Below are 16,045 nucleotides of genomic sequence, written 5' to 3' on the forward strand. Positions count from 1 at the left end.
CGGTCAGCTCAAGCGTCCCTGGCGCGCCGGCTGGCGCGCGCCGTCGATGAAGTTGCGGATCACGGGTGCTTCAGATGAGTGGGGGCGAACATCTTCAGAACCGCCGGCAGCACGACGACGGACGGCCCCGGCGTACGCACGGCTTCGGCGAGATCACCGCGTACGGTGTCGAGCGACGAGCGTCGGGCCGGGACGCCGAACGACTCCGCGAGCGTGACGAAGTCCGGCCTGGCCAGCTCTGTCGCAGTGGTTTCGCCGAATGCGTCGGTCAGATACTCGCGAAGGATGCCGTAGCCACCGTCGTCGATCAGCAGCCACGTGACGTCGAGACGGTGTTGTACGGCGGTTGCCAGCTCCGACAGGCCGTACATTGCTCCGCCGTCCCCAGAGACGGCGAGCGCGCGTACGCCGGCTGCTGCGGCCCCGAGCGCGCCGGGGAGTCCGTAACCGAGCCCGCCTGCACCCTGCGCGGTGTGGATCGGCAGGCCGTCGGGGTTCCACGCCGACCACGCCCAGTACGCCGCGATCGTCATGTCCCAGAAGGACTGTGTGCCTTCAGGGAGCGCCGCGCGCACGTCCTCGATCAGTTTCCGCTCGGCGGCTAACGGCTGCCCGTCCAATCTGGACTCGACGCGGGCGAGAAGATCCTTCACGGCAGCCTCGGCGCGGCCGTCCGTGGGACGCGCAGGAAGCTGCGGCAGGAGTGCCCGCAACGTCGCCCGGACGTCGGCGTGCAGTGCGAGCGCCGGATAGTTGGACTCCAGCTTCCCGAGTTCGGCTTCGACCTGAACGAGCCGGCCGCGTGGGGCGAACTCCCGATAGTTGCTGGACAGCTCGCCGAGCCCGGAACCGAGCACCAGGAGCACGTCTGCGTCGGCGAGGAATTCCGTGGTGTGCCAATCCTCCAGCCACGACCGCGCGGAGAGCGGGTGATCCCAGGCGAACACGCCCTTGCCACCGAAGGTGGACACGACAGGCGCCCGCAGCGCTTCGGCGAGTTCGCGCAGCTCGGCGTACGCACCGGAGCGCAGTGTGCCGCCACCGGCGAGGATTATCGGATTCTTCGCGCCGCCCAACACCTTCGCTGCTTCGGCGACCAGCTCCGGCAGCGGCTCCAGCGGCGGGGGAGAGGCTGTGACGGCGGTCAACGGCGGCAGCGCGGCTTCGGCGAGCAGGACGTCCTCAGGGATCTCCACCCACACCGGGCCGTACGGCGCGGTCGCCGCGACAGTCCAGGCTTCGCGCAGCGCGGTCGGGATCTGGCTCGCCGAGCCGACGACGTACACCGACTTGACCACGTCGCGGAAACTCGCCTGCTGGTCGGGCAGTTCGTGCAGGTAGCCGTGCTGTCCGCCGCCCAGCCCGGCGACCGGGACCTGGCTGGAGATGCCGAGCACGGGCACCGACGCCGCCCGCGATTCCTGCAGGGAAGCCAAAGTGAGCAACGCGCCCGGGCCGGTCGACACGATCATCGGCGTCACCGGGACGGCTCCTTCCGGATTCGCGGCCAGCCGGGCGCGCGCGTGGCCGTCTGCGGCGAAGGCGAGGTTGTTCTCCACTCGCGAGCCGACGACACGGAGACCGTCGGCCCGGCGAAGGGCTTCGAACAGGCCGAGCGCGTGCTGCCCGGGCAGGCCGAACACAGTGTCCGCGCCGAGCGCGCGCAGCGTCTCGACGACGACGTCACCACCGATGCGAGTCATGCGGACTTCCCCCAGGACATCAGGCTCACGAGGTCGTAAGCGGCGTGGGATGCGGCGATCTCCGGCTGTGACACCTCGTCCTGCCGCGGCAGCCGGGCGAAGTTCACGAAACCGGCGTTGCGCGGCACAGGTGACGAGCCGGGTGGGCCGACCGGGGGAAGATCACTCACCTGGGCAACTCCTGTCTCGTCGGAAGGACTTCGGTCTCGGCCACCCCGCGAGAATGCCCTCCGGCGTCCCGCGGCGTGCCGAAGCCGACTGTGACGTATACGACCAGACTTGCCGCGGACCCGCCCGTCTTCGAGCATTTCGCCAACGTCGCGGCACCCGGTCCCCAAGCCATCCACGGCGTTCCCCGGAATGTCCACTGAGGTCTCTCAGGCACTCTCAGGAAACTGTGGGATTGTGGTCTGGTGCGAGTTCTGGTAGTCGAAGACGAAGAGCCACTGGCCGATGCGATCGCCCGCGGGCTGCGCCGCGAGGGCATGGCGGTGGACGTGGCGCTCACCGGGGACGACGGGCACGAGAAGTCCGCGGTCACCCGGTACGACGTGGTCCTGCTCGACCGCGATCTGCCCGGGATGTCCGGGGACGAGCTGTGCCGCGAGATCGTCGCCTCCGGCGAGCTGACCCGGGTGCTGATGCTCACCGCGAGCAGTTCGGTCTCCGACCGGGTGGACGGGCTGTCCCTCGGCGCGGACGACTACCTGGCCAAGCCGTTCGCCTTCCCGGAACTGGTGGCCCGGGTGCGCGCGCTGGGCCGCCGCGCCACCCCGGCCGCGCCGCCGCTGCTCACCGCGGGCGACGTGGAGCTGGACCCGGCCAAGCGCACGGTGCGCCGGGCGAGCGGGCCGATCGAGCTGACCCGCAAGGAGTTCGGCGTGCTCGAGGTGCTGCTGTCCGCCGCGGGTTCGGTGGTCAGCAGCGAGGAACTGCTGGAGCGGGTCTGGGACGAGAACGCCGACCCGTTCACCACGACCGTGCGGGTGACCGTGATGACCCTGCGCAAGAAGCTCGGCGAACCCGGCATCATCGAGACCGTGGTCGGCTCGGGCTACCGGGTGCCGGTGGACGCCGCCGGGTGAGGCCGTCCGGCGCCCGGAGCCTGCGGGTCCGGGTCACCGTGCTCGCCACCGTGCTGGTCGCCGCGGCCGGGCTGCTGCTGCTCTGGCTGGCCTGGACGCTGGTCGGCGACGCGGTGGACGCGGTACCGCACCTGCCGCCCGGCACCCTGGTGCGGGTGGACGGGGTGGACGTGGACGCCTCCACGCTCGCCCAGCACCTGCGCCAGCACGCGGTGAACCGGGTCCTGGTGTTCGGCTCATTGGCATTCTGCTTCGTGGTGGCCGCGGCGGCGATCCTGGCCTGGACGTTCACCTCGCGCGTGCTGCGGCCGCTGCGCGAGATCACCGGCACCGCACGGCGGCTGTCGGTGGAATCGCTGGGCGAGCGTATCGGCGAGATCCGCGCGCGCGACGAGCTGGCCGAGCTGGCCCGCACCTTCGACGACATGCTCGACCGGCTGCAGGCCGCGTTCGACGCGCAGCGGCACTTCGTGGCCAACGCGAGCCACGAACTGCGCACCCCGCTGTCGGTGATCCGGACCGAGCTGGACGTCACGCTGTCCGACGAACACGCGGACGAGGCCGAGTTCCGGCGGATGGCCGGCGTGGTGCTGGACGCGACGGACCGGGCCGGCCGGATGGTGAACTCCCTGCTGCTGCTCGCCCGCACCGATGGCGCCGGGCTGGTGGTCCGCGAACCCGTGGACCTGGCCACCGTCGTGGCGCGGGCCTGGGCGGCCGTGCGCGCCGAAGCGGAGCACCGCGGCCTGCGCGTCACGCTGGACACCCCGGCCGCGCTCACCGTCGGCGACCCGGCCCTGCTCGAACGCATCGCCGGAAACCTGGTGGAGAACGCGGTGCGGCACAACGTCGACGGCGGCTGGATCGAGGTCGCCACCGAGGCCGGCGCGCAGTGGTCCACCCTGCGCGTGCGCTCCTCGGGCGGACTGCTCGACCCCGCGGCGGTCCCGGAGCTGTTCGAACCCTTCCGCCGCGCCGGAGTGGCCCGCACCGCCCGCTCCGGCGCCGGCCTGGGCCTGTCCATCGTGCGCGCCGCGGTCCAGGCACACAGCGGGACGATCGCCGCGGAACCGGTGGTCGGCGGGGGACTGGCGATCACCATCCGCCTCCCGGCACCGGAGCACTCCGGTGCCGCGGGGCTCTGACCCTCACCTCGATCAGCCGCCGGAGAACCTTGCCCGGTCTGCGCGATCTCCCGCGCCGGCGGCGAACGCCTCGTCCAGCGAGACCAGGCCCTGCGGGCCGAAGGTGTTCGGCCGGATGCCGTCCCCATTGTCCACAGTGATCAGTGCGACCGGCTTGTCCAGACCAGGCACGGTGACCGGGCGCGTGGTCGCCTTGGTGACGACCTCGTCCGGGAACGCCGCTTCTTCCGCGGTGTTCGCCCCCTCGTCGGCCGGGTCCGGGTGAGTGGGGCAGCGCACACTCCCGGGGAAGGTGGCCTGCGGCACACTGGTCCGAAGCGATCCGGACGGGGGGACGGCGATGGGGCTATTCCGGGCGAACAGCGCACGCAAGCAGGCGGCCGAGCTGGCGAAGGTGCGCAAAGCGCTGGCCAAACGAGCCGATCAGGAGAGCCCCGAGGCCATGGCGCTGCGGCACCGGCTTGGCCTTCTGCTGGTCGGAACCGGTGACTGGCCCGCCGCGGAGGAGCACTACACGGCGCTGGCCGAGGTCCAGGTCCGGGTGGCGGGGGAACAGGACCCGGGCACCCTCGGCGCGTGGACGAACCTGGCCGTGGCCCGCGCCGCGCAGGGCCGGATCGCCGCGGGGCTCGACCTGCTGGAGTCCACTGTGGAGCGTTATGTGGCCGCGGTCGGTCCCGGTGATCCCGCCACCCTGCAGGCGCAGGTCATGCTGTCGGAAATGCTTTCGCTGGCCGGGAATTACCCCGGTGCGCTGGCCGTGCTCGACCGGCACCACGACGGCTGCCGGGCGCAGTACGGCCCGGCGGCGGCCGAGACCGTGGCAGCCGGGGTCCGGAGAGTGGGCGTGCTGCGCACCCTGGCCCGGTTCGAAGAGGCCAAACAGCTACACGAGGAGCTGGCCGCGCACGCGAGCACCCCGCAGGAGCAGGACGAGGCCCGCGCGATCGAGCTGCTGATCAAGGCGGAAAGCGGGAAAGCCCACGGAATCCGGCTGGCCGCCCGGCTTCTCGCCGAACGCCGGCCGACCGCGGATTCGGTGGAGGTGCTGGCCACGGTGCTGCGTCGCGCGGGCGAACCGGCGGAGGCGGCGGTGCTGTACCGCTCGCTGCTCGCCGCGACTCCGGCTGAGTCTCCGCGGACCTGGAGCCTGGCGGGCGAACTGGCGCGCGCGTGCCTGGAAAGCGGCGATCTCGACCAGGCCGAGCACCTCGCCGGCGGTCTCGTCGAGTCGACGGCCCTTCCCGACGCGCACCCGCTCAAGCTGGGCTTCCGGGCGACCCTGGCCAGAACCGCTCGCGCCCGAGGCCGGGACGAGGAGGCGGACCGCGAGCTGGCCGCGGTGGTGGCCGGGCTGACGGAGGTGTTCGGGGCGGAGCATCCGGACACGGTGGAGGCGGCGGAGTGGCTGCGCGAAGGTGCGGACGGCTGAGGCTGGGGTGAGCTGGGCTTGTGCGCTTCCTACCGCTGTTGTGGTGGCGAGTCGGTGGGAGTGGCTGGGGATGCCGTCGGACCGGCAGGAGAGTGTGGGCTGCGGAGAGGGCGTTGGTGATGCGTGGCCGATGGGGGCGCTCGCCCGAGCCTTCTCGCCGTGGTTGCCGCGGTAGGCCGGAAGTTGTGCGGCCCGGTACGCCGTCGAACTGCCGTCGACGGCTGAGGGTGTAGCTGTGCCGAGACGGCGCTGGACACGGCTTCGCGCCGCCGATCGAGGCGTTCGACCGGAGCGCCGCGGTTGCGGCAAGGAGGCCGGGAACGGCCCAGGCCCGCAGCATCCCGGGCGACCCGGGTTGTCACACCAGGGCCGCGGAGACGGCCGTCAGGAAGCCGTACTGTGCAGGGCCTTGCTCAGCACGCCCACGGTCAGCTCAAGCTGCCACGGCCGGGCGCCGCCGGCGCGGAGGGTCTCGGCGACGCTGTCCTCGGACAGGTCGGCGGGCGGTCTCCAGCAGGTGCGGCGGACCAGATCGGGCAGCAGCAGGTTCTCCACCGGCAGCCGCCGTTCCTCCGCGATCGCGGTCAGGGCGGTGCGGGCCGCGGACAGCCGGGCGGCCGCGTCCGGGTCCTTGTCCGCCCAGCGGTTGACCGGGGGCGGGCCGTCGGAGGGCTGGGACGGCGAGGGCAGCTCACTCGTGGGCAGCGTCTTCGCCGCCTGCAGGTGCTGCAGCCAGCTGGCGGTGTACTTGCGCTGTACGCGTCCGCTGAACACGGGCAGCGCCTGCAGCTCCTCGACGGTCTTGGGATCGGCCGTCACCGCGTTGATGATCGCGCTGTCGGGCAGGACACGGCTCGGCGCGCGGTCGCGTTTGCGGGCCAGCTCGTCGCGGGCCTGCCACATCTCGCGCACCATGGCGAGGCCGCGCGGGTTGCGGATCTTGTGTACCCCGGAGGTCCGGCGCCACGGTTCGGCTCGCGGCGGGTGTGGCGGGGCGGTGCGTACGGCCTCGAACTCCTGCCGCGCCCACTCCAGCTTGCCCTGGTCGGCCAGCTCGGCTTCGAGGACCGCACGCAGCTCGTTGAGCAGCTCGACGTCCAGCGCCGCGTAGTTGAGCCAGTCGACCGGCAACGGCCGCTTCGACCAGTCCGCGGCGCTGTGCCCCTTCTCCAGCGTGTACCCGAGCAGCTTCTCCACGAGCGTGCCGAGTGCGACGCGTTCGTGGCCGGCCAGCCGCCCGGCGAGTTCGGTGTCGAACAGTGAGAGTGGGTGCAGGTCCAGCTCGGCCAGGCATGGCAGGTCCTGGGAGGCGGCGTGCAACACCCATTCGGCGTCGTTGAGGACCGCGCGCAGCGGGCCCAGCCCGCCGTCGAGCGCGATCGGGTCGACCAGCACCGTGCCGGCGCCCTCCCGGCGCAGCTGGACGAGGTAGGCCTTGGGCCAGTAGCGGTAGCCGGAGGCGCGTTCGGTGTCCACCGCGACCGCGCCGGTGCCGCCGGCCAGCCGCGCGCAGGCCTCGGCGAGCGCGCCCGGATCCTCGACCACCGGCGGGGTGCCCTCGGCCGGTTCGCGCAGCAGCACCGGCGGAGCAGACGCCTCGGTGATGGATTCTCCGGTCCGGGCTCCGTCCGCCTGTGCAGTTCCCATGGAAGACGACCCTACGGGACGGGCCGGCCGCGCCTGGTCCGCCCGCCCCGCAGGGATGTGGTCCGTCCTCGTCAGCGGATCACGCCGGCCCGCATCGCCAGCGCGACCATCTGCGCCCGGTCCCCCGTGCCGAGCTTGCGCCCGATCCGGGAGAGGTGGGACTTGACGGTGAGCGCGGAGAGGGACAGTTCCTCTCCGATCTCCTTGTTCGACTGCCCGTCGGCGACGAGCTGCAGGACCTCCACCTCGCGCGCGGAAAGCTCGCGCGGGGTGTTGTCGGTGCCTGCGACCCGCGTGCCGGTCGCGAGGACCGGAGCCACGCTCGGGTCGGCGTACACGCCACCCTCGAGCACCCGGCGGACGCCGTCGGTGACGACGACCGGCGAGGCCGATTTGAGCAGGTACGCCTGCGCGCCGGCCTGAAACGCGGAGCGCACCGCGTACGGGTCGTCGGAGGATGCGAGTACCACCACACGCGGCCAGCCGTGGCTGCGCAGCTCGGTCACGAGCTCGATGCCGCTGCCGTCCGGCAGTCCGAGATCGAGGATCGCCAGGTCGCACGGGCCGGTGGCCTGTGCTCGCGCCCTCGCCTCGGCCACCGTGGCGGCTTCGTGGACGGTGCCCGCACCCATCTGTGCGAGTCGTGCTGAGATTGCCTCCCTCAACAACGGGTGGTCATCGACCACCAACACGGAAAAAAGCTCTTCCCGCGGATGCGGAACCATGCTCGCCGGCAAAGCACCGGCTGGCGTGGATCGGACGGCCTGAGATAAGCCGACGGTAGCCACGTCACTACCTCCCTGGAGTCGGTCGTGCCCCCCGACCGGCACCGGGACCTTCGGCCGTTCAGCCGCGCCAGCTTTAGACCGAAAGTGGTGTCGTCCCAGGAACTGTAGCCGCCCGGACGCCATCGCGGGGGGATCGAACGGGTATCTATCCCATGCAGTTGGTTACGGAGCGAAGTCGCGTTAGCACGATCGGACCAATGATTGGCCTGTTGTTAACGGTTGCTCACAAGGGTGCGATGCACCTGGGTTACCGCTCGGAAAACGGGCGTGCAGATGGCTCGTGCAAGTGCCGATGCTTCCGCGCGTGCCCTGCCGGAGGGGCCTCCGGAACCCGGAAATGGCCCTCGGCCGGGGCAAGATCATTTTTCTTCATGTTTTGCCGCGGGGTCCGCCGCGGCGATCGGCGGCCCGCCGCCATTCGTGAGGGTGCGCCGGGGCTCCCGCGAAGCGGTGACCTGGGGTTTACTGACGGTGATCAATCGCGCCTCACGAACGTGGCGGCCGGCGCGGCGCCGTCGGTCCGTCCATCTGGGACAGACGTGAACGCTGCTCGGATCCGGGTCGTCCCCGGGCCTCCGGGGCCGTCCGGTCGAGCCCGCGGGGGGCCGCACGGGGGCCGCCGCGGGCGTGCAGGGGCACCCGGACATCGGACCGTCCGGGTGAATTTCGAAAAGTCAGGAGTTCTGGCGCTGCTCGAACAGCGTCACGCCGACCGGTGGCAGGCCCACGACACTGGCCATCACCTGGCAGAACGCGAATCCGTGCGGGCGCAACGCGCCGTCCGGCGGCGTCCAGGAGGCCCGCAGTTCGAGATCGTCGGTGCGGGAGGGTCCGGAGATGTCGCCGAACCGTGCCGAGGAGGTCTCGGTGACCGTGCCGCCGAGCGCCTTGTGGGTGGCCCCGGTGGCGTCGAGCGCCTCGGTGAGCCAGGACCAGCCGACCGCGGGCAGGAACGGGTCGGTGGCGAGCTCACGGTCGAGTTCGGCCCGGACGTACATGACCATGCGCAGCACGCCGTCCCAGCCCTCCTGGCCGTGGGGATCGTGCAGCAGGACGAGGCGGCCGGAGGCCAGCACGTCGGCCGGCCCGGACACCTCGCAGCTGAGCGCGTACGACCACGGCGCCAGCCGCTGCGGCGCCCGCATCGGCTCCAGCCGGATCTCCGGACGTGGCCGGACGGACTGCAACGCCGCGACGGCTTCGCGGAACAGTTCGGGCATTGGCGTCATCGCGGTCACGCTCCGACTTTAAGGCGGCGACACCCGGTTGCGGTCGCAGGCGCGCCGAGTGGCCCCTCTTGCCCGCAGCCTCGCCCTGCCCTGGGCGGCCGCCGCGCTCGGGGCAGGGGCTGTGAAGGGACCCTTCACAGCCCCTGCGTCCGTGAAGGGTCCCTTCACAGCCCAGCAGCCGCGGCGGTGACAGCCGCGGCGGTGACAGCAGCAGCGGTGAGGCTCCCGCCCCGGTGCGGTGAGCGGCGTGGGAGCATGGAGTTCGTGCCTGAGCTTTCGTCTTTGTCCGTGGTCCCGCCGGTTCGCCGTGCGCTGTCCGGATCGCCTTTCCTCGCCGCGGCGCGGGGGGAGCGGCCGGCGCGGGTGCCGGTGTGGTTCATGCGCCAGGCCGGGCGGTCGCTGCCGGAGTATCGCGCGCTGCGGGAAGGCGTGCCGATGCTGGACGCCTGTTTCGACCCGGAGATGCTCGCCGAGATCACCCTGCAGCCGGTGCGCCGGCACGGGGTGGACGCGGCGGTCCTGTTCAGCGACATCGTGGTCCCGCTGCGGGCGGCGGGGGTGGACGTCGACATCGTGCCGGGTACCGGGCCGGTGATGGGCCGTCCGGTGCGCGACGTGGCCGCGGTCCGGGCGCTGCCGGTGCTGGAGCCGGAGCAGGTCGCGAAGGTCGCCGAAGGGGTCGGGCTGCTCGTGGAGCGGCTCGGCGAGACACCGCTGATCGGCTTCGCCGGTGCGCCGTTCACGCTGGCCAGCTACCTCATCGAGGGCGGGCCCAGCCGTAACCACGAGCACACCAAGGCCCTGATGCACTCCGAGCCGAAGCTGTGGCACGAGCTCGCGGCCCGGCTCGCGGACGTCGCCGCGACGTTCCTCCATGCGCAGCTCGCGGCGGGGGCCGACGCGATCCAGCTGTTCGATTCGTGGGCCGGCGCGCTGTCCGAGCGGGATTACCGCGAGTTCGTCCTGCCGCATTCCGCGCGGGTGCTGGAGGAGGTCGCGGGGTACGGCGTGCCCCGGATCCACTTCGGCGTCGGTACCGGTGAGCTGCTCGTCGCGATGCGCGACGCGGGGGCGGACGTCGTCGGCGTCGACTGGCGCGTGCCGCTCGACGAGGCTGTACGGCGGCTCGGCGGCGAAGCGGTGGTTCAGGGCAACCTCGATCCGGCGCTACTGCACGCGTCCTGGCCGGTGCTGGAGGCGGAGGTCCGCCGCATCGTCGAGGAGGGCCGCACGGCGCGTGGGCACATCTTCAACCTCGGTCACGGCGTCCTGCCGAACGTGGACCCGGACGTGCTGACCCGGGTTGTCCAGCTGGTGCATTCGCTGTGAAACGGGTGGCCGTCGTCGGGGGAGGGATCTCCGGCCTGGCCACGGCGTACCGGCTGCGTCGCTTGCTCGGCGAAGCAGCCGAGATCACGGTCTTCGAGAGCACGGCCGCAGTCGGCGGCAAGGTGCGTACGGCGGAGGTCGGCGGCGTACGTTACGACGTCGGCGCTGAGGCGTTTCTGGCCCGCCGTCCCGAGGTGACCGCGTTGATCGCGGAAGTCGGTCTGGAAGACCGCCTCGTGCATCCGACGAAGGCGCGCGCCAAGATCCATGCCGGTGGTTCGGTACAGGGTCTTCCGCCGGGCACGGTGATGGGCGTGCCCGCGTCCGCCGAGGCTGTTGCCGGGGTGCTTTCCGAGAGCGGTCGTCGGACCGTGGAGAAAGAACCGTCGCTCGGGCCGGTCGAGCTGGGTGAAGGCGATCTGCCGCTGGGGCCGTTGCTGCGCAGCCGCTTCGGCGACGAACTGGTGGACCGCCTCGTCGATCCGCTCCTGGGCGGCGTCTACGCCGGGGGAGCGGACGGCCTGGGGTTGCGCGCCACGATGCCCGGCTTGGCGAAGGCAGTCGTCGACGGAGCGGCTTCGCTGACCGAGGCAGCCGCGTCGCTGCAGCCCAAGAACCCAAGCGCGGCGCCCGTTTTCGGCACGCTCACCGGCGGCCTGAGCGTTCTCGTGCAACGGCTGCTGGAGTTGTCCGCCGCGCGCCTGCGTACGTCGGCGACAGTGCGCGCGCTGACCCGTACGTCGTCTGGTTGGCGGCTCGACTTCGGAGCTGCCGCGCCTGCGCACGCGCCCGAGGACAGCCCCGCCGAGGCAGACGCCGTGGTGCTTGCGGTCCCCGCGCCTGCCGCGCGGAAGCTGCTGGACGGTGTCGTCCCCGTCGCGTCCACTGCGTTCGGCGAAGTCGAGCTGGCGTCCATGGCCGTCGTGGCGCTCGCTCTGCCGTCAGACACGGCAATGCCCGAAGCTTCGGGCATTCTCATCGGCGCAGGGGAGCGAGACGCAGACGGCGTGCCGTACGCAGCGAAGGCGTTCACCTTCTCCGCCAACAAGTGGGCGCACTACGGCGAGCAAGGGGCCGTACTCGTCCGCGGGTCCGTCGGCCGCTTCGGCGAGCCGGGCGCCTTGAACGGCGACGACGCTTCGTTGGTAGCTGCCGTACGCGACGACCTGGCGCGGCTCACCGGTGTCACGGCCGAGCCGATCGACACTCTCGTCACGCGCTGGGGCGGAGGGCTTCCGCAGTACGGCACCGGGCACATCGAGCGCGTCGCGCGCATCGAGGACGCGGTGTCCGCCGTACCCGGCCTTGCCGTCGCTGGAGCCACTTTGCACGGCGTCGGCCTGCCCGCGTGCGTGGCAACAGCGGACGCTGCGGCGCGCCGGATCGCCGCTCAGCTCACAGTGTGACGGAGGCGCCTGCCGCATCCTTGGCGTGCAGTGCCAGGATGGGTGTATGGCGCGGCTGAACTACAACGAGCTGAACGACACGATCCGCTACACCACTTGGTCGGTCTTCCGGATCGAGCCGGGCCGTCTCGGTGAGGACCGCGGGGCCGCGGGCCGCGAGACCGCGGAATACCTCGACGGGCTCGAAGCCAAGGGCGTCGTCGTACGCGGGGTGTACGACCTGTCCGCGCTGCGCGCCGACGCCGACTTCATGATCTGGTGGCACGCCGAGGAGATCGAACAGGTCCAGGCCGCCTACACCGGCTTCCGCAGCACGCCCCTGGGCCGCGCCGCGACGCCGGTGTGGAGCCAGACCGCGCTGCACCGGCCCGCCGAGTTCAACAAGAGCCACATCCCCGCGTTCCTGGCCGGCGAAGAGGCGCGCAAGTACATCTGCGTGTACCCGTTCGTCCGGTCCTACGACTGGTACCTGCTGCCTGACGAGGAACGCCGCAAGATGCTGGCCGACCACGGCAAGGAAGCACGCGACTACCCGGACGTGCGGGCCAACACGGTGGCTTCGTTCGCGCTCGGCGACTACGAGTGGATCCTCGCCTTCGAGGCCGACGAGCTGCACCGCATCGTCGACCTGATGCGGCACCTGCGCGCCACCGAAGCCCGCCGGCACGTGCGCGTGGAGATCCCCTTCTACACCGGCACCCGGGTGCCGCCGGCTGAGCTCGTCGCGGCCCTGCCGTAACCGCCGTGGAGAACGTCCTGGCCGGGGTGTGGCGGACACTCACCGGCGGATCACTGCCGCCCGTTTCGCTGACCGGCGACGATTCGGTGCTGCCCGGCCCGTTCCGGGTGCCGACCGTGGCCACGGCGAGTGTCGCTGTGGCCACGCTCGCCGCCGCGGAGATGCTGCGGCTGCGAGGGATCGAACCGGGCACTGTCGCGGTCGACAGCCGGCATGCGGCTGCGTCGTTCGCCAGCGAGCGGCTGTTGCGGATCGACGGCAACCCGGGACCCAGCCCGTGGGGTCCGATCGCGGGCGACTATCGCGCATCCGACGGCTGGATCAAGCTGCACTGCAACACCTCCCGGCACGAAGCAGCGGTCTGCTGGGCGCTCGGGGTGCCCGCGACCCGCGAAGCGGTGGCGAAGACCGTTGCCGCGAAGACAGTGGCCGAGGTCGAGTCCGCGGTGATCACCGCGGGCGGCGCGGCCGCGTTCATGCGCTCACGCGAGGAATGGCGCGCGCACCCCCAGGGGCAGGCCGTCGCGGAGTTGCCGCTGGTGCAGTTGGAGCGGATCGGGGACGCTCCGCCGCGTACGTTGTTCGAGTCCGCGCGTCCGCTCGGCGGAGTGCGCGTGCTGGAGCTGACGCACGTGCTGGCCGGCCCGGTAGCGGGCCGGGTACTCGCCGCACACGGCGCGAACGTGCTGCACGTCGGCGCCGCGCACCTGCCGCGGATCCCGACGCTCACCATGGACACCGGCCAAGGCAAACGGTCGGCGTACGTCGCGCTGGACACCGAAGGTGGCCGCGCGAAGCTGAAGAAGCTCATCGCCCGCGCGGACGTGCTGGTGCAGTCGTTCCGTCCAGGCGCGCTCGCGCGGCTGGGGTTCGGCCCGGAAGAGCTTGCCGAGCTACGGCCGGGCCTGGTGACGGCCGATCTGTCCGCGTACGGCTGGACTGGCCCGTGGGCACGCCGACGCGGTTTCGACAGCCTCGTACAGATGTCGTCCGGCATCGCCGAGGAGAACGCCACTGACGCCCCGGCGCCGTTGCCCGTGCAGGCTCTCGACCACGCGACGGGCTGGTTGACCGCCGCGGCGGTAATGACGGCACTGCGTCGCACCGTGACCGAAGGCGGCACCTGGCGGGCACAGCTGTCGCTGGCGGGCACCGGTGCCTGGCTGGACTCCGTGGGCCGCACCGAGCCCACAGCTTCGGCAGCGGACTTCTCGGACCTGGTGGAGGACGTAGACAGCGACTTCGGCCGGATGACCCGGGTACGGATGGCAGGCGTACTGCCGGGCGCCCCACCGCAGTGGGATCACGCCACGCATCGGCCGGGTTCGGACACCGCGGTGTGGTCGCCGGTCAGCGCCGGAACCAGCGTCGGCGCGGCTTCGGCAGCTCACCCCGGCTGACCAGCCAGGCAGCGAAGGCGTCGGCGTAGTCCCGGGCGCGGATTTCGGTGGTCTTCGGGTGGTCGGTGGCGTAAACGTCGAACAGCGGCCCGAAGCGTTCGGCGAGGGACTCGGGCAGGTCTGGTCGTAGGTACGCGACGAGCCGGCGCCGTTTGTCGCGAAGCGCACCGGCTTCGACGCGTAGTCGCTCAGCATCGAAGCCGGACGGGGCGGCCCCATCGGACAGCAGTGCTTCCAGCAGTTCCGCTTGCCGCGCCGCGAGTTCTTCGCGGCTCACGCGATCACCGCGCGCAGCGTGGACAGCTCGGCCGCCAGCTCGCTGTCAGTGGGGTAGTCGTCGTCGCGCTCCAGCAGGACGCCGGGTGGATCAGCCCTCCGGCACAGCTCGGCGAGCAGATCGAGCACTTCCGGACGGACGGGGTGAGCGTGCGTGTCGTGGTAGACGCCGTCGCGTTCCACACCGCCCGCCACGTGTACGTACGCCAGCCGCTCCCAGGGGATCCCGTCGAGGAACGCGACCGGGTCGGTGCCGATGTTGCGCGCGTTCGCGTACAGGTTCGCCACGTCGATGATCAGCCGGCATCCGGTGCGTTCGGTCAGCTCGGCGAGGAACTGTTCCTCGGTCAGCTCGTCCTCCGGCCACCGCAGGACCGCGGCGATGTTCTCCAGCGCCAGCGGCACGTCCAGGATCGACTGGGCGAGCCGGACGTTCGCCACGAGCACGTCCAGCGCATCCCGGGTGCGAGGTAACGGCATCAGATGACCGGAATCGAGACCGCCCGCCCGGACGAAGCACACATGGTCGCTGGCCAGCGGGGCGTCGAGCACCCGCGCCAGCTCGGCGAGGTGCTCCACGCGTGCGGTCTCCAGGGGTTCGGCACCGCCGAGCGACAGCGACACGGCGTGCAGCAGCACCGGCATTCCACGTTCCCGCAGCGCTCGCAGGCTCTCCGGAAGATGGGGCGCGTGCAGGTTTTCCGCGACCACCTCGACCCAGTCGACACCCGGCAGCCGCGCGACCGACAGGTCCAGCTCGGAACGCCAGCCGAGGCCGACGCCGAGCCGCTCAGCCACCGCAGCCGCCCCCGCCGCCACACGAGGACCCGCCACCACCACAGGACGAGCCACTGCTGCACGAGGACCCGCCGCCACACGACGATCCGCCACTGGACGAGGATCCGCCGCCGGACGCTCCGCTGCTCCAGCCCGAGGAGATCGGCGCGCTCAGCAGGGCCGTGCTCAACTCGTCGTCCGGATAGAACGCGATGCCGGCGAGCGCGACGATCCCTGCGGCACTGGCGTACTGGAACGTCCGGCCACTGCTGGCCACAACCGCGTCGTCGCCTTCTTCGATGCTCTTCGCTTCGGCACGCGCACGCGCGACCATCGCGTACCCCGCCTTCGTCGGACGGCGTCGCTTACCTCCGTTACGGGTGGCGAAGGTGATGATCGTGAGCACCAACGCGAGCAGCAGCAGCCCGATCAGCCCACCGACCGGACGGTGCAGCTCGGCCCCGTTGACCAGCCGCACGATGCCGATCACGAGTACGGCCGCGTACGCGACTGCGATCCCCTTGCGGAGACCACCGGCCCCGTCGCCGGTCGACAGCAGGCCGCGGCGCTTCAGGTTGCTCTCGATCGCGCGAAGCGCCGGCGCGACGTGCGTGGACTTGCGTACCTGTGCCGTCGTGGCGCCCGCGCCCTTCGCCGCCAGATGCACGCTCCGTTCCAGCCTCGGCGCCTTCGGGGTCTTTCCGGCTGAAGTGATCCGCCCGGAACTGTTGACCCGCAGCCGGTGGCTCTCCAGCAGCGTCGCGATCGCGGTGTCCACGGCCCGGTCCGCGCCTCCGGCGAGGTAGGCCAGCTCGTAGACGTCCTGCGGCGGCGAACCGTCGTCCGCCGACGCACCCAGCGGCCGTCGCCTGCTCAGCAGCGGCGGCCCGGCGATCCGTAGCACGAGCAGAGCGGCCAGCGCCAGCCCGAAGTACAGCAGGAATTCCGGACCCGAGATCCCCCATGGTTCGTTCAACGCAGGCCCCTCTCGCGTTCGGCAACGACCTTAACCGTTCGGGCGAACCGAACATGCCGGGATAAATGACGCCGATCCGCGGCGCGGGGTTCCCCGTACCCGCGAAAACCGCC

General features: G+C 71.6%; 15 protein-coding genes and 1 pseudogene. 7 read left to right on the forward strand and 9 right to left on the reverse strand.

All coding sequences use genetic code 11. The features are described from left to right. Window positions 1-59: 59 nt before the first annotated feature. Both D5S19_RS14595 and D5S19_RS31990 read right to left on the reverse strand, forming a co-directional pair. Window positions 60-1,703: a thiamine pyrophosphate-binding protein gene (locus D5S19_RS14595; RefSeq protein WP_120023885.1), complete on the reverse strand. Its 1,644-nt coding sequence runs from the start codon at window positions 1,701-1,703 to the stop codon at window positions 60-62. Continuing rightward, on the reverse strand, window positions 1,700-1,873 hold the full coding sequence (locus D5S19_RS31990) for a hypothetical protein (RefSeq protein ID WP_158605537.1): 174 nt from the start codon (window positions 1,871-1,873) through the stop codon (window positions 1,700-1,702). The genes D5S19_RS14595 and D5S19_RS31990 overlap by 4 nt, the downstream gene beginning before the upstream one ends. Window positions 1,874-2,116: 243 nt before the next feature. Between D5S19_RS31990 and D5S19_RS14600 the strand changes: the two genes are divergently transcribed. Both D5S19_RS14600 and D5S19_RS14605 read left to right on the forward strand, forming a co-directional pair. Next, the gene (locus tag D5S19_RS14600) at window positions 2,117-2,788 is read left to right on the forward strand and encodes a response regulator transcription factor (protein WP_199730503.1); all 672 of its coding nucleotides are present in this window, start codon (window positions 2,117-2,119) and stop codon (window positions 2,786-2,788) included. Further along, a complete protein-coding gene (locus D5S19_RS14605) occupies window positions 2,785-3,933 on the forward strand; it encodes a sensor histidine kinase (protein WP_120023886.1) in 1,149 nt (382 codons plus the stop codon). Before D5S19_RS14600 ends, D5S19_RS14605 begins: the two co-directional genes overlap by 4 nt. Before the next feature lie 57 nt (window positions 3,934-3,990). Here the strand turns inward: D5S19_RS14605 and D5S19_RS14610 are convergent. After that, window positions 3,991-4,212: pseudogene (locus D5S19_RS14610) on the reverse strand (hypothetical protein); the annotation flags it as partial. Window positions 4,213-4,273: 61 nt separating this feature from the next. On the opposite strand from D5S19_RS14610, the gene D5S19_RS14615 reads away from it, so the two are divergent. Next, on the forward strand, window positions 4,274-5,365 hold the full coding sequence (locus D5S19_RS14615; RefSeq protein ID WP_120023887.1) for a tetratricopeptide repeat protein: 1,092 nt from the start codon (window positions 4,274-4,276) through the stop codon (window positions 5,363-5,365). Between the two features lie 384 nt (window positions 5,366-5,749). Here the strand turns inward: D5S19_RS14615 and D5S19_RS14620 are convergent, their stop codons facing one another. The 3 genes from D5S19_RS14620 to D5S19_RS14630 form a co-directional block, all read right to left on the reverse strand. Then, the gene (locus tag D5S19_RS14620) at window positions 5,750-7,012 is read right to left on the reverse strand and encodes a ribonuclease D (protein ID WP_120023888.1); all 1,263 of its coding nucleotides are present in this window, start codon (window positions 7,010-7,012) and stop codon (window positions 5,750-5,752) included. A 71-nt stretch (window positions 7,013-7,083) separates the two neighbouring features. Continuing rightward, window positions 7,084-7,800 (reverse strand): response regulator transcription factor, encoded by a 717-nt coding sequence (locus D5S19_RS14625; RefSeq protein ID WP_098509311.1) that lies wholly within the window; start codon window positions 7,798-7,800, stop codon window positions 7,084-7,086. 674 nt (window positions 7,801-8,474) lie between these two features. Next, window positions 8,475-9,038, reverse strand: coding sequence for a DUF3000 domain-containing protein (locus D5S19_RS14630; protein WP_233573900.1), 564 nt, complete (start codon window positions 9,036-9,038; stop codon window positions 8,475-8,477). 246 nt (window positions 9,039-9,284) lie between these two features. On the opposite strand from D5S19_RS14630, the gene hemE reads away from it, so the two are divergent. The 4 genes from hemE to D5S19_RS14650 are packed head-to-tail and all read left to right on the forward strand — an operon-like array spanning window position 9,285 to window position 13,903. Further along, a complete protein-coding gene (gene hemE / locus D5S19_RS14635; RefSeq protein WP_120023890.1) occupies window positions 9,285-10,358 on the forward strand; it encodes a uroporphyrinogen decarboxylase in 1,074 nt (357 codons plus the stop codon). Continuing rightward, window positions 10,355-11,764 (forward strand): protoporphyrinogen oxidase, encoded by a 1,410-nt coding sequence (gene hemG / locus D5S19_RS14640; RefSeq protein WP_120023891.1) that lies wholly within the window; start codon window positions 10,355-10,357, stop codon window positions 11,762-11,764. The genes hemE and hemG overlap by 4 nt, the downstream gene beginning before the upstream one ends. 46 nt (window positions 11,765-11,810) lie before the next feature. Further along, window positions 11,811-12,503 carry a hydrogen peroxide-dependent heme synthase gene (hemQ, locus tag D5S19_RS14645; protein ID WP_098509315.1) on the forward strand — a complete coding sequence of 231 codons (693 nt, stop codon included), beginning with the start codon at window positions 11,811-11,813 and terminating at the stop codon, window positions 12,501-12,503. Between the two features lie 5 nt (window positions 12,504-12,508). Continuing rightward, window positions 12,509-13,903, forward strand: coding sequence for a CoA transferase (locus D5S19_RS14650; RefSeq protein ID WP_120023892.1), 1,395 nt, complete (start codon window positions 12,509-12,511; stop codon window positions 13,901-13,903). Here D5S19_RS14650 and D5S19_RS14655 read toward each other — a convergent pair. From D5S19_RS14655 to D5S19_RS14665, 3 genes are read right to left on the reverse strand one after another with little or no spacing between them, the layout of a single operon-like run. Beyond that, window positions 13,854-14,180 (reverse strand): hypothetical protein, encoded by a 327-nt coding sequence (locus D5S19_RS14655; RefSeq protein WP_120023893.1) that lies wholly within the window; start codon window positions 14,178-14,180, stop codon window positions 13,854-13,856. The two genes, D5S19_RS14650 and D5S19_RS14655, sit on opposite strands and share 50 nt — an antisense overlap. Further along, window positions 14,177-14,977: a DUF692 domain-containing protein gene (locus D5S19_RS14660; RefSeq protein ID WP_120023921.1), complete on the reverse strand. Its 801-nt coding sequence runs from the start codon at window positions 14,975-14,977 to the stop codon at window positions 14,177-14,179. Before D5S19_RS14660 ends, D5S19_RS14655 begins: the two co-directional genes overlap by 4 nt. Next, the gene (locus tag D5S19_RS14665; protein WP_120023894.1) at window positions 14,970-15,932 is read right to left on the reverse strand and encodes a TIGR04222 domain-containing membrane protein; all 963 of its coding nucleotides are present in this window, start codon (window positions 15,930-15,932) and stop codon (window positions 14,970-14,972) included. The genes D5S19_RS14660 and D5S19_RS14665 overlap by 8 nt, the downstream gene beginning before the upstream one ends. Between the last annotated feature and the right edge of the window lie 113 nt (window positions 15,933-16,045).

Origin of the sequence: Amycolatopsis panacis, from assembly GCF_003600245.1 — a bacterium.
Lineage (GTDB): Bacteria > Actinomycetota > Actinomycetes > Mycobacteriales > Pseudonocardiaceae > Amycolatopsis > Amycolatopsis sulphurea.